The organism is Pseudonocardia sp. DR1-2, from assembly GCF_023717215.1.
Classification (GTDB): Bacteria; Actinomycetota; Actinomycetes; order Mycobacteriales; family Pseudonocardiaceae; genus Pseudonocardia; species Pseudonocardia alni.
In genome coordinates, this window is record NZ_JAMQOF010000001.1 from 732,035 (window position 1) to 747,635 (window position 15,601).

Annotated in this window: 16 protein-coding genes; 7 read left to right on the forward strand and 9 right to left on the reverse strand. The window is 75.7% G+C overall.

The genetic code is table 11. The features are described 5' to 3' along the window. Positions 1 to 67: 67 nt before the first annotated feature. Positions 68 to 745 (reverse strand): maleylpyruvate isomerase family mycothiol-dependent enzyme, encoded by a 678-nt coding sequence (locus ND486_RS03395; RefSeq protein ID WP_251782776.1) that lies wholly within the window; start codon positions 743 to 745, stop codon positions 68 to 70. A 182-nt stretch (positions 746 to 927) separates the two neighbouring features. Between ND486_RS03395 and ND486_RS03400 the strand changes: the two genes are divergently transcribed. Then, on the forward strand, positions 928 to 1,617 hold the full coding sequence (locus ND486_RS03400; protein WP_251782777.1) for a DUF4190 domain-containing protein: 690 nt from the start codon (positions 928 to 930) through the stop codon (positions 1,615 to 1,617). A 27-nt stretch (positions 1,618 to 1,644) separates the two neighbouring features. Here the strand turns inward: ND486_RS03400 and ND486_RS03405 are convergent, their stop codons facing one another. Further along, positions 1,645 to 2,808: an SGNH/GDSL hydrolase family protein gene (locus ND486_RS03405; RefSeq protein WP_251782778.1), complete on the reverse strand. Its 1,164-nt coding sequence runs from the start codon at positions 2,806 to 2,808 to the stop codon at positions 1,645 to 1,647. Positions 2,809 to 2,857: 49 nt separating this feature from the next. Between ND486_RS03405 and ND486_RS03410 the strand changes: the two genes are divergently transcribed. Beyond that, a complete protein-coding gene (locus ND486_RS03410; protein WP_251782779.1) occupies positions 2,858 to 3,280 on the forward strand; it encodes a hypothetical protein in 423 nt (140 codons plus the stop codon). Positions 3,281 to 3,294: 14 nt separating this feature from the next. Further along, a complete protein-coding gene (locus ND486_RS03415) occupies positions 3,295 to 4,062 on the forward strand; it encodes a PIG-L deacetylase family protein (protein WP_251782780.1) in 768 nt (255 codons plus the stop codon). A 21-nt stretch (positions 4,063 to 4,083) separates the two neighbouring features. Here ND486_RS03415 and ND486_RS03420 read toward each other — a convergent pair whose 3' ends face one another. Together ND486_RS03420 and ND486_RS03425 are read right to left on the reverse strand one after the other, a co-directional pair. Continuing rightward, positions 4,084 to 5,025: an ATP-binding protein gene (locus ND486_RS03420; RefSeq protein ID WP_251782781.1), complete on the reverse strand. Its 942-nt coding sequence runs from the start codon at positions 5,023 to 5,025 to the stop codon at positions 4,084 to 4,086. Further along, positions 5,022 to 5,939 carry an MEDS domain-containing protein gene (locus ND486_RS03425; RefSeq protein ID WP_251782782.1) on the reverse strand — a complete coding sequence of 306 codons (918 nt, stop codon included), beginning with the start codon at positions 5,937 to 5,939 and terminating at the stop codon, positions 5,022 to 5,024. The genes ND486_RS03420 and ND486_RS03425 overlap by 4 nt, the downstream gene beginning before the upstream one ends. A gap of 199 nt (positions 5,940 to 6,138) precedes the next feature. Here ND486_RS03425 and ND486_RS03430 point away from each other — a divergent pair, with 199 nt between their 5' ends. Both ND486_RS03430 and mdlC read left to right on the forward strand, forming a co-directional pair. Next, positions 6,139 to 6,360 carry a hypothetical protein gene (locus ND486_RS03430; RefSeq protein ID WP_208825571.1) on the forward strand — a complete coding sequence of 74 codons (222 nt, stop codon included), beginning with the start codon at positions 6,139 to 6,141 and terminating at the stop codon, positions 6,358 to 6,360. Positions 6,361 to 6,398: 38 nt separating this feature from the next. Further along, a complete protein-coding gene (gene mdlC / locus ND486_RS03435) occupies positions 6,399 to 7,988 on the forward strand; it encodes a benzoylformate decarboxylase (protein ID WP_251782783.1) in 1,590 nt (529 codons plus the stop codon). Between the two features lie 30 nt (positions 7,989 to 8,018). On the opposite strand, the gene ND486_RS29535 is transcribed toward mdlC, so the two are convergent. The 4 genes from ND486_RS29535 to ND486_RS03455 form a co-directional block, all read right to left on the reverse strand. After that, positions 8,019 to 9,122 (reverse strand): class I SAM-dependent methyltransferase, encoded by a 1,104-nt coding sequence (locus ND486_RS29535; RefSeq protein ID WP_251782784.1) that lies wholly within the window; start codon positions 9,120 to 9,122, stop codon positions 8,019 to 8,021. After that, the gene (locus ND486_RS03445) at positions 9,119 to 9,517 is read right to left on the reverse strand and encodes a YdhR family protein (RefSeq protein ID WP_251782785.1); all 399 of its coding nucleotides are present in this window, start codon (positions 9,515 to 9,517) and stop codon (positions 9,119 to 9,121) included. Before ND486_RS03445 ends, ND486_RS29535 begins: the two co-directional genes overlap by 4 nt. A gap of 77 nt (positions 9,518 to 9,594) precedes the next feature. Continuing rightward, a complete protein-coding gene (locus tag ND486_RS03450) occupies positions 9,595 to 11,457 on the reverse strand; it encodes a LuxR family transcriptional regulator (protein ID WP_251782786.1) in 1,863 nt (620 codons plus the stop codon). Between the two features lie 153 nt (positions 11,458 to 11,610). Further along, positions 11,611 to 13,413 (reverse strand): ABC transporter ATP-binding protein, encoded by a 1,803-nt coding sequence (locus tag ND486_RS03455; protein ID WP_285898085.1) that lies wholly within the window; start codon positions 13,411 to 13,413, stop codon positions 11,611 to 11,613. Positions 13,414 to 13,484: 71 nt separating this feature from the next. On the opposite strand from ND486_RS03455, the gene ND486_RS29540 reads away from it, so the two are divergent. Continuing rightward, entirely contained in the window at positions 13,485 to 13,940 is a 456-nt protein-coding gene (locus ND486_RS29540; protein ID WP_062394714.1) for a MarR family winged helix-turn-helix transcriptional regulator, read from the forward strand. Positions 13,941 to 13,986: 46 nt separating this feature from the next. Here the strand turns inward: ND486_RS29540 and ND486_RS03465 are convergent, their stop codons facing one another. Beyond that, positions 13,987 to 15,258 (reverse strand): APC family permease, encoded by a 1,272-nt coding sequence (locus ND486_RS03465; RefSeq protein WP_308215799.1) that lies wholly within the window; start codon positions 15,256 to 15,258, stop codon positions 13,987 to 13,989. Positions 15,259 to 15,313: 55 nt separating this feature from the next. Here ND486_RS03465 and ND486_RS03470 point away from each other — a divergent pair, with 55 nt between their 5' ends. Continuing rightward, entirely contained in the window at positions 15,314 to 15,601 is a 288-nt protein-coding gene (locus ND486_RS03470; protein WP_251782787.1) for a YrhK family protein, read from the forward strand.

Sequence of the window (15,601 nt, forward strand, 5' to 3'; positions counted from 1 at the left end):
CCCAGTCTGGACCCACTGTCAGGACCGTGTCACGTCGACGGTGCTGACAATCCGGTGACGACCGCGGTCAGGACTCCGTGAGGTCGGTGCCGGGCAGCGGCCCGAGCAGGGCGAACGCGTCCAGATAGGGCTCGACGTCGCCGCGCTCGGTCCAGGCCCGCAGCTGCGCCGCCGACCGGCGGGTGACCAGGGCACGGGCCAGCTCGAAGTCCGGGGCCCGCACGACGACCGCGGCCCCCGCCTCGTCGCCCGCGGACACCCAGCGGCGGCCGTCACCGACCAGGGCGATCGGCGCCCGGTCACCGACCGCGCCGGCGAACCGGCCCAGGAACGTGTCCATGACCGCGTAGAGGCCGGGGGTGTGCTGCCCGCCGGGCTCGCGCAGGGCACCGCGCAGGTCCTGCTCGTGGATGATCACGTCGCCGAGCGGGCGGGTGTTGTGGGCCGCCATCCAGTCGCGCAGCGGGCCGGTCAGCGACTCCCACTCCGCGACGAGTGCCGCCACGTCGTGGTCCCGCCGCGCCCGCACCTGCCGGTCCGTCCACTCCTCGTTGTGGTCGTCGGGCTCGTCGCCACGCACCACGTCCGCGCCCAGGCCGACCATGTGCGAGAACAGGTCGCGCACCGACCAGTCCGGGCAGGACGGGACCGTCAGCTCCGCGCGCTCGGGCGGCAGGTCCCGCACCAGGTCGATGACCCGGCGTTGCGCCCGGGTCCACTCCTCGATCTCGTCGATACCGCTCACGGGCACCGATCCCACCACGACCGGGGCCCCTGTGCCGTCCCATGGGTGTTTTGCCTGGACCGAGCCCGGGCACCTGGGGATCATCGAACCGGACACGACGGCGACGACGGTCACGGCGACTCCGCCGGACGGCACCGCCGGCACCGGGAACCACCCGGTGCGTCGGTGAGGAGAGGACGAGCGTGAGCAGCCCACCCCCGTACCCGGGTCGCCCCGGGGACCCGCAGGACCCGCACAACCTGGACCAGCCGACGCAGCAGAACCAGCCCTACGGCGGGCAGCAGTACGGCGAACAGCCCGGTCAGCCGTACGGGCAGCAGCCCTACGGTCAGCAGCCGCAGTACGGCGAGCAGCCCACCGGCCAGCAGTACGGGCAGCAGCCCTACGGTCAGCAGCAGTACGGACAGCAGCCCTACGGCGCGCAGGGCCACGACCCGGCCGCCTACCCGGACCGTCCGCCCGCCGGGCCGCCGGGGTGGCCGCAGGGCGGGGCGCCCACGACCCCGCCGCGCAACGGCATCGGGATCGCCGCGCTGGTGCTCGGCATCCTCGCCGTGCTGCTCGGGTTCTTCCTGGTCGGCGCCCTGTTCGGTGTCGTCGCGGTCGCGCTCGGCATCGTCGGGATCAGCCGGGCGTCCAAGGGCGCCGCCACCAACCGCGGGGTCGCGATCACCGGGCTCGTGCTCGGCCTGGTCGGCATCGTCATCGCGATCGCCGTCGTCGCCTTCGGTCTCAGCGTGTTCAGCCAGGTCGGCGGGGACGAGTACGTCAGCTGCGTGCAGCAGGCGGGCACCGACCAGTCCGCCATCGCGCAGTGCCAGCAGGACTTCGAGGACCGCCTCCAGGGGCAGCTGGACCAGGACGGCAACTGACCCCGCGCCCGCGGGCCCCGTGGCCGGTCACCGGTCACGCGGGCCCGCGGCGTGGAACGCACCCCCCGCACCGAACACCAGCCGGGCGAACCGCTCCCCCATCCGCCGGTGCGCCTCGGGACACGGGTGCAGCCGGTCGGGCAGCGGCAGCTCGGCCGCGTCGGCGTCCCCGTAGAGCTCACGGCCGTCGAGGTGGGACAGCGCCGGGTCCTGCGGGGTGCGGCCGGCCACGACCCGGGCGAGCTCCTCGCGGATCACCGACAGCGTCAGCTTCCCCGCCGCCACCTCGGCCGGGTCGCCGGTCGCGCGGAACCGCAGCCGCCCGTCGACGACCTCCGGCGCGCCCGGGCCCGGGGTGTGCTCGTGGATCGGGCACAGCACCGGGGACACCACCAGCAGCGGTGTGTCGGGGTGCCCGTCGCGGATCGTGTCGAGGAACCCGTGCACGGCGGGGGCGAACGCCCGCCGGCGCATCAGGTCGGCGTTGACGACGTTGATCCCGATCTTGACGCTGATCATGGCGGCGGGGGCGTCGCGCAGCGTGCGGGCGACGAACGGGTCCAGCATCGCGCTGCCGGAGAACCCCAGGTTGACCAGCTCGACCCCGGCGGTGCGTGCGGCGAGCGCGGGCCAGGTGGTGCTGGGCCCCGCGGCGTTGCTGCCCTGGCTGATCGAGCTGCCGTGGTGCAGCCACACCGGGCGCCCACCGGTCGGGACGACGGCGACCGGCGCGTCGGTACGCAGCGCGACGACCTCGGTGATCTCGTTGTGCGGCAGCCAGATCTCCACGAGCGCGTCGCGGCCGGGCAGGGTGAACCGCACCGGACCGGGTGGGCCGTCGGTGACCGCGACCTCCCCCGTCGCCGGATCGGTCATCAGGAGCTTCCCGCCGGAGGTCGTGGCGCTGCCCGCCGGCCGGCCGTCGACGATCAGGTCGTAGGCGCCGTCGGGCCGCAGCGGGGCACCGACGAGACCGATCCGGGTGCGCAGGGTCTCCAGCTCGACGGTCCGCGCGGCGGTGCGGAACACGACACGCACCCCGGACGGCTGGCTCTGCGCACCGGCCAGCTGCGGGTCGGTGTTGCGGGCGCGGGCGGGGGCGGGCAGCCGCTGCGGGAGCAGGCCCCGTTCGCCGTCGACGGCGTCGAGGACGCCGTGCAGCAGCTCGGGCCCGATCGCGGTGGTGATCACCCCGGCAGCCTGGCACGCGCGCGGCGCCGGTTCACCCGAGAATCGGGCGGTGCTGATCGCCGCCCTCGTCCAGACCGTCGCGACCGTGCTGCTGGCCGGGATCGCCTGGACCGTGCAGATGGTGGTCTACCCGGCCTTCGCGCTGGTCCCGGCCGGGTCGTGGGCCCGCTACCACGCCGCGCACAGCCGGGCGATCACGCTCGTCGTCGGTCCGCCGTGGGTCGCGCAGGGGCTCGCGACGGCGGCGCTGCTGATCCTCGCGCCCGGCGAGCCGCTGGTGTGGGTGGCCGCGGTGGCGGCCGCCGCGGGTGTCGCGGTGACGCTGCCCGCGGTGTCGCTGCACGGCCGGCTCGACCCGGCCGCGCACCCGGGGGACCTGCGTCGGCTGCTGCGGGTCAACCTGGTCCGTGCGCTCGTGTGGTCGGCCGGGTCCGTGGCGGGGGTCCTGCTGACGACCGCCTCCGGCGCGTGACCCAGGATGGCCGGGTGACTGCGACCGAGGACGAGCGCACGGCGACCGACGACCGCGCGCACACCGGGGTGGACCGCGTGCTGGTGATCGCCGCGCACCCCGACGACATCGACTTCTCCTGCAGCGGCACCGTCGCGGTGTGGACCGCGGCCGGGGTCGCGGTGACCTACTGCCTGGTGACCGACGGCGACGCGGGCGGCTTCGACCCGGCCGTGCCGCGCAGCGACATCGCGGGCATCCGCCGGGCCGAGCAGACCGCCGCGGCCGCCGAGGCCGGCGTCACCGACCTGGTGTTCCTCGGCCACCCCGACGGGCGGCTGACCGTCACCCTGGAGCTGCGCCGGGACCTGGCCCGGGTGATCCGGCAGGTCCGGCCGGACCGGGTCGTCGTCCCGCAGCCGGTGCGCGACCTGCGCAGCATGTACGGCAGCCACCCCGACCACACCGCGACCGGCGAGGCGGCCCTGTGCGCGGTCTACCCCGACGCACGCAACCCCTACGCCTTCCCCGAGCTGGCCGAGGCCGGGTACGAGGCACACACGGTCGGCGAGGTGTGGGTCCTGGGTCCGGCCCCGGCCGACGACCCCGAGGGGGCACGACACGTCGACATCACCGACACGATCGACGTGAAGCTCGCGGCGCTGCGCGCGCACGCGAGCCAGACCGCGCACATGACCGGCCTGGAGGACATGATCGGGCAGTGGTCCGGGTCGCTGGCGAAGCGGGCCGGGTTCCCGTCCGGTCGCCTGGTGGAGTCCTTCCACGCGCTCGACACGCGCTGAGACCCCCGGGCCCGGGTGGGCTCAGGCGGCGGCGCGGATGCGGACGTGGGTGCCCGCGTCGTCGCCCCAGACGTGCAGCAGGTCGCAGAGCTGGCGGGCGATCCAGATCCCGCGCCCGTGCGCGCGGCCCGGGTCCGGCGGGGCCAGGCCGGGCAGCGGGTCGGCGAGCCGTCCGCCGTCGTGGATCTCGCAGACGACATCCTGCTCGGGCGTCCACAGCATGAGCCGCGCCGTGTGCGTCCCGTGGTGGACGGCGTTGGTGGCGACCTCGTTCACCGCGACGGTGACGTCCTCCGCGCGGCTGTCGGGGAACCCCTGGCCGCGCAGTGCCCCGTCGACGGCGCGGCGCACGTCGCGCAGCTGCGTGGCGTCGAAGCGGAACTCCCGTGCGGGGGCGCCGAGCTCGGCGGGCACCGGGGCGCCGAGGCCGTCGAGCAGCCGGCGCGGGTCGGCGTCGACGCCGGTCGGGACGGGTCTGCCGTCGTCGAGGACGAAGGGGTGCGCGCGCCGCACGACCTCGGCGAGGGGCCCGGGCAGGTCGGCCGGGAAGAAGCAGAGCAGCCGCAGCGGCAGGTCGGCCAGGGCGAGCGCCGCGGCCGCCTCGACCTCGCCCCAGTAGGCGCCGCGCGGGTCGTCGAGGTCCGCGGAGTGCTCGACGACGACGGTCACGGGCCCCGCGACAGCCCGGTGGCGGGCGCGCAGGACCCGGGCCAGCCGCGCCGCCTCGGTCTGGCCCGACGGGCCGTCGGGCCCGCAGTCGCGGCGCAGCCGCAGCAGCCCGGCGACGGCGTCCGCGCCGAGGGCCTCGGCGACCCGGCCGCGCAGCGCGACCTCGGTGACCGGGCGGAGCAGGGTCGCCACCGACCCGCCCGCGGCGAGCGCGTCGAGCACGGTGTCGGCGAGCCGGTCGGTCAGGTCGTCGTCGCCGCCGTGCCGGCACAGGGCGTGCACCAGCCCGGTCACTCCGCCGCACCCCCGGCGAGGCCCAGCGCGTCGGCGGGGCAGAGGACGTGCCGCTCGCGGGTGCTCATCTCCAGCTGCGGGGCGAACCCCGCACCGCAGCGTTCGAGCAGCCGGGCCACACCGGGGCGCAGGTTCACCAGCCGCAGCCGCACGCTGACCGGGAGCTCGTCGGCGGCGTGCACGAGGCTGACCGCACCGGCGACGTCGACGAACCGCAGCGCGGACAGGTCCGCGGTCAGCGTCCCCTCGCCGACGTCGCCGCGCACGACCTGGTCGATCAGCCTGGCCAGCACCCGGCGGACCTGGGGCCGGTTGGCGTGGTCGACCTCGCCGGCCAGCCGGACCCGGGCCGGGCCGATCTCGGTGACGCGCAGCAGGCTGTCGTCGTAGAGCGGGGCGGCGGTCAGCTCGGCGGGGTGCAGGCTGCGCATCGTCGCGATGAGCTCGTCGGGGTAGCGCAGGTGGTCGTAGACGCACAGCGCGCGCAGCGGGTGGTCGCGGACGGCGTCGTCGAGCCTGCGGTCGTACTCGTCGAGCACCTGTCCCCCGGGCCGGCGCAACCCGTGGTCCATCTGGCCGCTGAAGCGCAGCCCGGCCCAGCCGTCGTCGAGGGCGGAGGTGATGTTCTGCTCCATCACCCCGGTGAGCTCGTCGAGCGGGGCGTGCAGGGCGGCGCGGGTGAAGTCGCCCGGGACGAGCTGGAACTGCCCGGACCGCAGCGGGCCGGTCACGTCGACGCCGTCGTCGGCCAGGCGGGACAGCACCAGCCCGGCGGTGTCGTCGTCGAAGTAGGCGACCCGCTCCCCCGCCGTGAGCCCCTCGGCCAGGAACGCGGCGACGTCCTCGGCGAGCTGCTCGTCGCTGACCGGCACGGTCAGCACGTGCCGGCGGGGATCCCGTACCCGTGCGGTCACACGTCACCCCCGTCGCGGCGTCCCCGACGGCCCCCCGACAGGTGTGACGCTGCGTACACGATAAGTGATCACGGGTTCCCCGGCGACCCGACGCTGTTGTTCAGGCGCGCCGAGGAGTAGAGTTAGCCGGACCGAACTCCGGTGTTCGGGGCGCACGGAGCGAGCAGGGGGCCCGGGCGCCGATCAGGAGGTGGACGCCATGTTCCGAGCCGCTCCGCAGTCGCGGTCGACCGAGGTGCGCACGGTCGTGCTCGCCGGTGTGCTCATGGTGCTGCTGGCCGTCGCCACGATCGTCTCCGTGCCGCTGGCACCCACCGCCGTCACCCTGGTCCTGGCCGCCGCCGCGCTGGCCGTACGGCCGCTGGTCGTCGCCCACGTGCGCCGCGGCGCCCGGGCCGAGCGGGTCGCCGCACACCGCTGAGGGCACCTACGGTGGGGTCCCGCGACCCGAGGAGCCCCATGACGACCGTCGGCGAGGCCGGCTGGCAGGTGCTGACCGCCCACGGCATCGACACCGTGTTCGGCAACCCCGGCTCGAACGAGCTGCCCTTCCTCGCGGCGATGCCCGACGGGGTGCGCTACGTGCTCGGCCTGCACGAGGGTGCCGTACTGGGCATGGCCGACGGCTACGCCCTGGCCACCGGCGGCCCGGCGCTGGTCAACCTGCACGCGGCGTCCGGGTCGGGCAACGCGATGGGCGCGCTCACCAACGCCGTCTACTCCCACTCCCCGCTCGTGCTGACCGCGGGCCAGCAGGTGCGGTCCACCGTCGGCCAGGAGGTCATGCTGACCAACGTGGACGCGGCCGCGCTGCCACGCCCGCTGGTCAAGTACGCCGCCGAGCCCGCGTCGGCCCAGGACGTGCCGCGTGCGCTGTCCCAGGCGGTGCACACCGCGCTGCTGGCCCCCCGGGGGCCGGTCTACCTCTCGATCCCCTACGACGACTGGTCCCGCGAGGCGGGCCCGGACGCCGCGCACCTGCCGTCCCGGCGTGCGACCGCCGCCGCCGAGCTCGGCGAGGTGGCGCTCTCCGAGCTGGCCGGGGCGCTGGCCGGGGCGGCGAACCCGGTGCTGGTGCTGGGCCCGCAGGTCGACGCGGACCGGGCCAACGACCACGCCGTCGCCCTCGCCGAGCGGCTCGCCTGCCCGGTCTGGATCGCACCGTCGGCGTCGCGGTGCCCGTTCCCGACCCGGCACCCGGCGTTCCGCGGGATCCTCCCGGCCTCGGTGCGCGACGTGTCCGACCGGCTGGCCGGGCACGACGTCGTGCTCGTCGCGGGCGCGCCGGTGTTCCGTTACCACCAGTGGGTCCCCGGTGACCTGCTGCCGGCGGGCACCCGGCTGCTGCACCTGACCGCGGACCCGGCCGAGGCCGCGCGGGCCCCGATGGGCGAGGCGTGGGTCGGCCCGGTCGGCCCGGCGCTGGCCGCGCTCGCCGGACGGGTGCCCGCCTCCGGGCGGGAGCCGCTGCCGCCCCGGTCCGGGCCGCCCGCACCGCAGGGCGCCGAGGACCACGTGCCGCCGCAGCAGCTGTTCGCGCTGGTCCGCGACGCGGCCCCGGCCGGGACCGTGCACGTCTGCGAGTCCACCTCGACCATCGACGACTTCGTCGCCCAGGCCGATCTCACCGAGCCGGGCAGCTACCTGTTCCCCGCCTCCGGCGGGCTGGGGTTCGGGCTGCCCGCCGCCGTCGGGGCGCAGCTGGCCCACGGCGAGGCGCGCCGGGTGGTCGCACTCGTCGGCGACGGGTCGGCCAACTACGGCATCACCGCGCTGTGGACGGCGGCGCAGTACCGGGTGCCGGTGGTCTTCGTGATCCTGCGCAACGGCACCTACGGTGCGCTGCGCGGCTTCGCGGGGCTGCTGGGCACCGGGGAGACACCGGGCCTGGACGTCCCCGGCCTGGACTTCGTGAAGATCTCCGAGGGCTACGGCGTCCCGGCGGTGTCGGTGTCCGACGCCGCGTCGGCGGCGGCCGCGCTGAAGGACGCGTTCGCTGCCGACGGGCCGCGGCTGGTCGAGGTCGTCACCGCGCCCGGGCTGGGCTGAGCACGGACGGTCGTCCTCGGGCGACGCAGCTCAGGAGGGCGGGACCAGACGGTGGAACCGCCAGAGCTCGTGGTCGATCGGCAGGATCTCGACGTCGGCGAATCCCGCCGCCCCGGCGTAGCTCCGCAGCGTGTCCATCCGCATGACCGCCCCGGTCGCCGCCGAGTCCCGGCTGCTGAGGCTGTCGGGGAGGCACACCAGGACGCTGAAGCCGTATCCGAGGCGGTCGACGTCGCCGGCGGGGGCGGTGAACCGGTCGGCGGTCCGCAGGTCCCCGACCAGGACCGTTCCGCCCGGACCGGCGAGGCGCCGCACGGCCCGCAGCGCCGCCACCGGGTGCGGCAGGTCGTGCAGGCACTCGAACGCCGTCACCAGCGCGCACGTCCCGTCGCCCACGGCGCGGGCGATGTCGCACTCGTGGACCGTGATCCGGTCGGCCAGACCGTGGGCGGCGACGTTGGCCCGGGCGAGCCGCACCGACTCGGGGTCGACGTCGTAGGCGTCGACGAGAACCCGTGGAAAGGCGCGAGCCATGCCGATCGCCGCCCAGCCCGCTCCGCAGCCGACGTCGGCGATCCGGGCCGGGGGGTCCGACCGCAGGCGCTCCACGACGCCGGGTACCACCGGCAGCCAGTCCTGTGCCAGCAGCCGCAGGTAGGCCGGCCGGTTGAGGTCCGCCTCGGACTCGCGCATGTCGGCCCCGTACTCGGCCCAGGGCACTCCCCCTCCGTCACGGGCGCAGTCCGCGACAGCCGGTAACGACCGCGCCGCGGCCGCCAGCTGGCGGGCCAGCGGCGCCAGGAATCGGAGACCGTCGGCCTCGGTCAGGACCTCGTCGACCCCCGCTGCGGGCTCGTAGCGGCGGAGCTGCGGGTCGTCCTCCGGGGTCGGTCCGGGTCCGGTGCGCACCCGGAGCAGTCCGGTGGCGGCCTGCTGTTCGAGCCATTCGCGGACCCAGCGCGGAGCCGTGCCGCTCTTCGCGGCCAGCTCGGCGGCCGTCAGGCCGCCGGTCCCGGCCAGGCACCGGTAGAGGCCCAGCCGGTCGCCCAGGGCCACCGCGAGGATGTCCATGGTCGCCAGCGAGGCGTCGAACAACCGTGCCGCGACGGCCTCCGCGGGATCCGTCGCCGTCACCTCCGCGCTCCCGCGACGGCCGTGTCGCACCCGGCCGGCGACATGGTCGGCCAGAGCGTCACGGCGCGGGCGGGGACGATCCCCAGGCCGGGCTGGGTCCGCCGGGTGGCGGCCTCGTCGACGGTGAACCGCTGCACCACGAGGTCGGCGAGATGGGGACACAGCACCAGGGTCCGGAACAGCCGGGACTCGACGAACGCGTCCGCGGCCCCGGCGTGGGCGAAGAGATGTACCGAGCCGTGGGTGCCGTCTCCGGGGTTCCCGAGCCAGATCGTGGCCAGCAGGCCCGGGGTCTCGGCGAGGGCCGGGGCCAGCTCGCCGCAGAACGCGCGGTAGCCGTCGGCGGTCAGGTCGCGGAGCCGGTGGGTGATGAGGAAGGTCTGCACGGCGACCATGCTCGGCTTCCGGACGCCCCTGGCTCGTCGGCCGGTCGCGCCGATCCCGGTGGCGTGACCGGCCCAGCCCGTTCGGCTCAACCGCCGGTGATGCCGCGCTCGGCCGCGATCCGCGCCGCCTCGGTCCGCGTACGGACGCCCAGCTTCAGGAGCAGGTTCGACACGTGACGGCTCGCCGTGCGCTCGCTGATGTGCAGGGTCGACCCGATCGCGCGGTTGGAGCACCCGCCCGCGACGAGCCGCAGCACCTGCGTCTCGCGGGGTGACAGTCCCGCGGCCGGGGCCTGCGTCCCGGCCTCGGTCTCGGCCTCGACGAGTCCGGCCAGCCAGCCGTCGACGCTGCGCGGACCGAAGTCCAGGACGACCGCCTGGTGGGCCACCCCCTCGACGACCACCGGGTCACCGACCGGGGCGAAACCGAGGGGCAGGAACACCGGCCCGAGCTCGGCGAGGTCGACGACCGTGGAGTACAACCGCCGCAGGCGCGGACGCAGCTCCACGTAGACGCGCTTGACGTCCAGCCAGCAGGCCGAGACCGCCGCCGACCGCAGCTCGCCGGAGTCGCGGCCGAGCCACCTCCGCATCAGCAGTACCCGGTCGTCCGGTCCCGGCGGACTCGCCAGGAGGTGCTCGCGCCAGGGGCGGGTCACCGGGTCGGCGGCCAGCACGTCCGGGGCGGCCGCTGCCAGCTCGACGATCTGCACGAAGGCGGCCACCGCGCCGTCCGCGCCCCGGGCCACGGCGAACGTCTCGGGGTGCCGGTCCCACCAGCGGGTCAGCGCCCGCACGCCATCCGGTGTCTCGTGCCGGGCCGCGATCGCCAGCACCGCGGGCCCGTCGTGGGCGCGCGCCGGCTCCACCGAGTGCTCGGGTCGTGCGCTCGGGAAGCAGGCGTCGCGGACCACCGGGTTCTCGATCAGGAACATCAGGTCCGCGGTGTACTGCCACAGCCGCCCGCCCGGGGGTGCCGGTCGGGCGGCGTAGTGGCGGACCGCACGCTGCCGGTACTCGCGGCGGGCGTCGGGGTCGCGCAGGGCGAGCTCCCGCCCCACGGTGTCCCGCACGACATCGTGCAGGAGCAGGCCGTCCTGTGCGACCTCGGTGATCGGCAGGGCGCGCAACGCACCGAACGCGGCTCCCGCGTGCTCGTCGCCGACCATCGCCCGCAGGACCGGCTCGGTGACACGGCGGACGGTCGAGGCCGCCTCCACCGCGGTGACGGTGGCCGCGGGCAGCCCTCCGAGGAAGGCGTCCAGCAGCTCCGGCAGCACGGCCGTGCCGTCCGCACCCGCACGAGCGACCGCCGCCCCCAGCTCCAGGGCGAGCGGGTGGCCCCGGGCGAAGGCGTTGAGCCGCCGCGCCGCGGGGCCGTCGAGTCCACGGTGGCGCAGCATCGCCGACGCGTCCGCCTCGTCCAGGGCGTCGAGCCGGATCTCGGCGACCAGACCCGTCCAGCCGGCCGCGGTGTGCCACGCGGCCGCAGGTCGATCTCGTCCGGCGATCACGGTCACGACCGAGGTCGGCAGTGCCGGTAGGAACCGGGTGCGCAGCCAGCCGTCGAGCAGACCGAGCACCTCGTAGGTGTCGACGACCAGCACCGTCCGGACGTGCTCCCGGAGCACCCCGACGATGTCCGCCGTGCCCGGGTCGACCTGCCGGATCCCGAGCGCGGTCGCCATCGCCCGCCGGAATCCCCGCGGGGTCGGCTCCACGTCCCGCCCGTCCAGGACGACGGCCGCCACCCCGGCGACCGCGGCACGGTCCACGAAGCGTCCGAGCAGCGTCGACTTGCCGATCCCACCCGGACCGTGGACGAACGCGACCAGCGACGCGGGTTCCGACGGTGCCAGGAACGCGTCCAGGGCGGCGATCTCGCGCCGCCGCCCGAAGAACCGCGGGGCCGCTCCGGCGGCCAGTCGGTCCGCGATCGTTCCGGTCATAGCGGGCCTCCGCCGTCCCTGTGGCTCGGGACGTCCACGGTAGGACGGCGTCCGGGACGCCGGTAGGGCCGAAGGGTCCGGGAGGCCACACCCGGACCACGTCCTGACCGGGCGCGCGGGCGGGTCGTCCGGCTCAGGACGCCGGCACCGGTCTCACGCGACAGCCAGCGCGGCGTAGCGGCCCGCGTCGGCGAGCAGCTCGTCGTGGCTGCCGGACTCGACGATCCGGCCGTGGTCGACGACGGCGATCCGGTCGGCGTCGCGCACCGTCGACAGCCGGTGCGCGATGGTGATCGTCGTGCGGCCGTGGGCCAGCGCGTCGAACGCGGCCTGCACGGCCCGCTCGGTGCGGGTGTCCAGCGCGCTGGTGGCCTCGTCGAGGACCAGCACCTTCGGGTCGCGCAGCAGCGTCCGGGCGATGGCGATGCGCTGCTTCTCCCCGCCGGAGAAGCGGTGCCCGCGCGACCCGACGACGGTGTCGTAGCCGTCCGGCAGGCCGGTGATCAGGTCGTGGACCTGTGCGGCGCGCGCGGCGGCCTCGATCTCGGCGTCGGTGGCGTCCGGACGGGCGTGGCGCAGGTTCTCCCGCACGGTGGCGTGCAGCAGGTAGGTGTCCTGCCCGACGACGCCGACGATCCGGGTGAGGTCGGCGGCGGCCATGTCCCGCAGGTCCACGCCGTCGATGGTGACCCGGCCCGCGGTCGGGTCGTGCAGCCGCGCGACCAGCCCCGCCAGGGTGGTCTTGCCGGAGCCGGTCTCGCCGACCAGCGCCAGGGTGGTCCCGGCCGGGACGTCGAGGTCGATCCCGGCGACGGCGGCGGCGTCGCTGCCCGGGTAGGCGAAGGTGACGCCCTCGAGGCGCACGTGCCCGCGGACGCGGTCGTGGTCCACCGCGACCGGGTGCTCGGGCTCCACGACGTCGACGGTCAGGTCCAGGTACTCGAAGATCCGGGCGAACAGCGCCAGCGACGCCACGATCTGGACCCCGACGCTCAGCAGCCCCATGACCGGCCGGAACAGCCCGCCCTGCAGCGCGGTGAACGCGACCAGGGTGCCGATGCTCATCGTCCCGGCCGCGAAGGGCAGGCCGGCGGCGAGGTAGATGACCGCCGGGACGGCGGCGAACACGACCTGGGTGACGGCCATCGTCCAGCGTCCGGCGAGCTGGGAGCGCAGCTCCAGCCCGATCAGGCGCGACGAGGAGTCGGTGAACCGCCGGGTCAGCTCCGGTCCGCTGCCGAGGGTCTTGGACAGGGCGACGCCGTCGACGGACAGGCTCTCCTCGACGGTGACGTTGAGGTCGGCCAGCTCCCGCTGCTGGGCGGCGGTGATCGCGCGGCGGGTGCGGGCGACCCGGCGGGTCAGCAGGATCGCCGGGGGCAGCACGACGAGCGAGACCAGGGTGAGCTGCCAGGACAGTGCGAGCATGGCGACCAGGGTCGCGACGGTGGTGGTCAGGTTGGACGCGACCGAGGTCGCGGTGTTCGTGACCACCGACTGCATGCCGCCGATGTCGTTGGTGATGCGCGACTGCACCTCACCGGTGCGGGTGCGGGTGAAGAAGGCCAAGCTCTGGCGCTGCAGGTGGGCGAAGACGCCGGTGCGCAGCCCGTGCATGACCTCCTGGCCGATGCGGGTGGAGATCCAGGTCTGGGCGACGCCGAGTGCGGCGGTGACCGCGGCGACCGCGACCATCCCGCCGGCGAGCCAGGCGAGCAGGGCGACGTCGCGCTGCGGCAGCGCCACGTCGATGACCTCGCGCAGCAGGAACGGCGAGGCCATCCCGACGATCGACGAGGCGACGATCGTCGCGACGACGACCGAGAGCGGGCCCCGGTGCGGGGCGAACAGGGCGCCGATGCGCCGCAGCGAGACCGCGCGGGCCTGTTCCTTCTCCTCCGGGGAGGAGGTACGGGTGTCGGGCCGGCCGGGCCGGTTCGGGGGTCGGGGGTCCAAGGAGTGCTCCTCACGATGCTGTGGTTACCTCACTATGAGGCAGCAACAGCATCGCTTGCTAGTCTGTTCCCGTGCCGGACCGGGACCAGACCAGGACCTCGCGCAGCGACCTCGTCGACACGTTCTGGTCGGTGGCGCGCTCGCTGCGCCACGCCTCGGCCGAGCGGCTGGCGGGCTGGGGCCTGACGCCGTCGCAGGCCCGGGCGCTCGGCACGCTCGTCCGTCACGGCGAGATGCGCCCGGGCGCACTGGCCGGGCACCTGCGCATCACCCCGCGCTCGGCGACCGAGGTCGTCGACGCACTGGCCGGGCTCGGGATGGTCGAGCGGGCCACCGACCCTGCGGACCGGCGGGCGGTGCTGGTGCGGGTCACGGACAAGGGCGCGGCGACGACGCAGGCCGTGCGGGCCGCTCGGGCCGACGGCGCCGAGGCCCTGTTCGCCCGGCTGTCCGATGCCGACCGTCGCGAGCTGACCCGGATCCTCGGCGTCCTGCGCGACGGGACCGACGGGCACCGCCCCTGCTGAGCGCCGGCGTGGTCCGCCGCTCCCGGGCGAGGCCGGGTCGCCGGGCTCAGGGCCCGGTGGGGTCCGACCGGCCGCACCCCGTCGGCGGCCGCGACCCCCGGTCGCGCCCGGTCCGGACCACGGCCCGCACCGCCGTCCCGGCCGCCAGGACCACCGCCCCGGTGAGCACCGACACCGGGGGCAGCAGCACCGCCAGCAGCACGCAGCCGAGCAGCCCGGACCCCGACAGCGCCCGTCGCCACGGCCGGTCGCGGTGCAGGGTCAGCGCCGCGGCGTTCGCGACCGCGTAGTACAGCAGCACCGCGAACCCGGACAGACCGATCGCGGTGACCGGGGCGGCGGTCAGGACCAGCAGCAGCACGACGGCGCCGGTGGCCAGCTCGGCGCGGTGCGGCACCGCGAACCGCGGGTGCACCGCGGCCAGCGCGCCCGGCAGCTCCCGGTCGCGCGCCATCGCCAGCACGGTGCGGCCCACCCCGGCGACCAGTGCCAGCAGCACCCCGGCCGAGGCGAGGGCACCCCCGACCCGGACGAGCGGCGCCGTCGGGTCCCCGGCCGCGGTGGCCAGCGGCGCAGCGGAGGCCGCCAGTGCGTCCGGACCGGCGGCCCGCAGCGCCGCGACCGCGACGACGGCGTAGACCACCAGCACCAGGCCGAGCGCGAGCGGGATCGCCCGCGGGATGGTGCGGGCGGGGTCGCGCACCTCCTCACCGAGGGTGGCGATGCGGGCGTACCCGGCGAAGGCGAAGAACAGCAGCCCGGCCGCCTGCAGCACCGCGAGCGGACCGGCGCCGGCCCAGCCGTCGAACGGGGAGACGACGGCCGGCCGGGAGAACGCGGCGACGACCACCGCGGCCAGCACGGCGACGGTGCACACGACCAGCAGCCGGGTGACGAGCGCGGTGCGGGTGATGCCGCGCAGGTTGACCGCCACCATCGCGACGACGGCCGCCGCCGCGACCGCGCGGGCGTGCTCCGGCCACGCGTAGGAGCCCAGCGTCAGGGCCATCGCGGCGCACGAGGCGGTCTTGCCGGTGACGAACGCCCACCCGGCGAGGAACCCCCACGTCTCCCCCAGCCTGCGACGCCCGTACACGTAGGCGCCCCCGGACTCCGGGTACCGGGCGGCGAGCCAGGCCGAGGACATCGCGTTCGCCGTCGCGATCGCCCCGGCCACCAGCAGCGCCGGGAGCAGCGCGGTCCCGGCGATCGCCGCGGCGGGCCCGAACACCGCGAACACCCCCGCACCGAGCATGGAGCCGACACCGAGGACGACGGCGTCGCCGGTACCGAGCCGGCGCTGCGGGGTCGTGTGCACGTGCTCACCCTTCCCCCGCGTGCGACCGGCCGGTCGGCGGGGTACCCGGCGGCTCATGGGACAGACCGCGCACGACCGGCCGCTGACGTTCACCATCGGGCGCGAGGAGCTCGTCGTCCGGCAGCGGTACGAGGTGCTCAGCATCGTCAACGACATCCTGGTCGCGCTGTGGTTCGTGATCGGCAGCGTGCTGTTCTTCCACGAGGCCACCACCTACGCGGGGACCTGGCTGTTCCTCATCGGCTCGATCGAGCTGATGATCCGCCCGGTGATCCGGCTCGCGCGCCGGGTGCACCTGCGGCGGCTCACCGGGGCGCCGCCGGAGGCGGGCCACGACTTCTGA

What these genes read in the sequence shown, in the direction of transcription:
- ND486_RS03430 (WP_208825571.1), top strand. Translation starts at nt 6,139, where the DNA reads ATGTTCCGAGCCGCTCCGCAGTCGCGGTCGACCGAGGTGCGCACGGTC.
- mdlC (WP_251782783.1), top strand. Translation starts at nt 6,399, where the DNA reads ATGACGACCGTCGGCGAGGCCGGCTGGCAGGTGCTGACCGCCCACGGC.
- ND486_RS03445 (WP_251782785.1), bottom strand. Translation starts at nt 9,517, where the DNA reads ATGGTCGCCGTGCAGACCTTCCTCATCACCCACCGGCTCCGCGACCTG.
- ND486_RS03450 (WP_251782786.1), bottom strand. Translation starts at nt 11,457, where the DNA reads ATGACCGGAACGATCGCGGACCGACTGGCCGCCGGAGCGGCCCCGCGG.
- ND486_RS03470 (WP_251782787.1), top strand. Translation starts at nt 15,314, where the DNA reads ATGGGACAGACCGCGCACGACCGGCCGCTGACGTTCACCATCGGGCGC.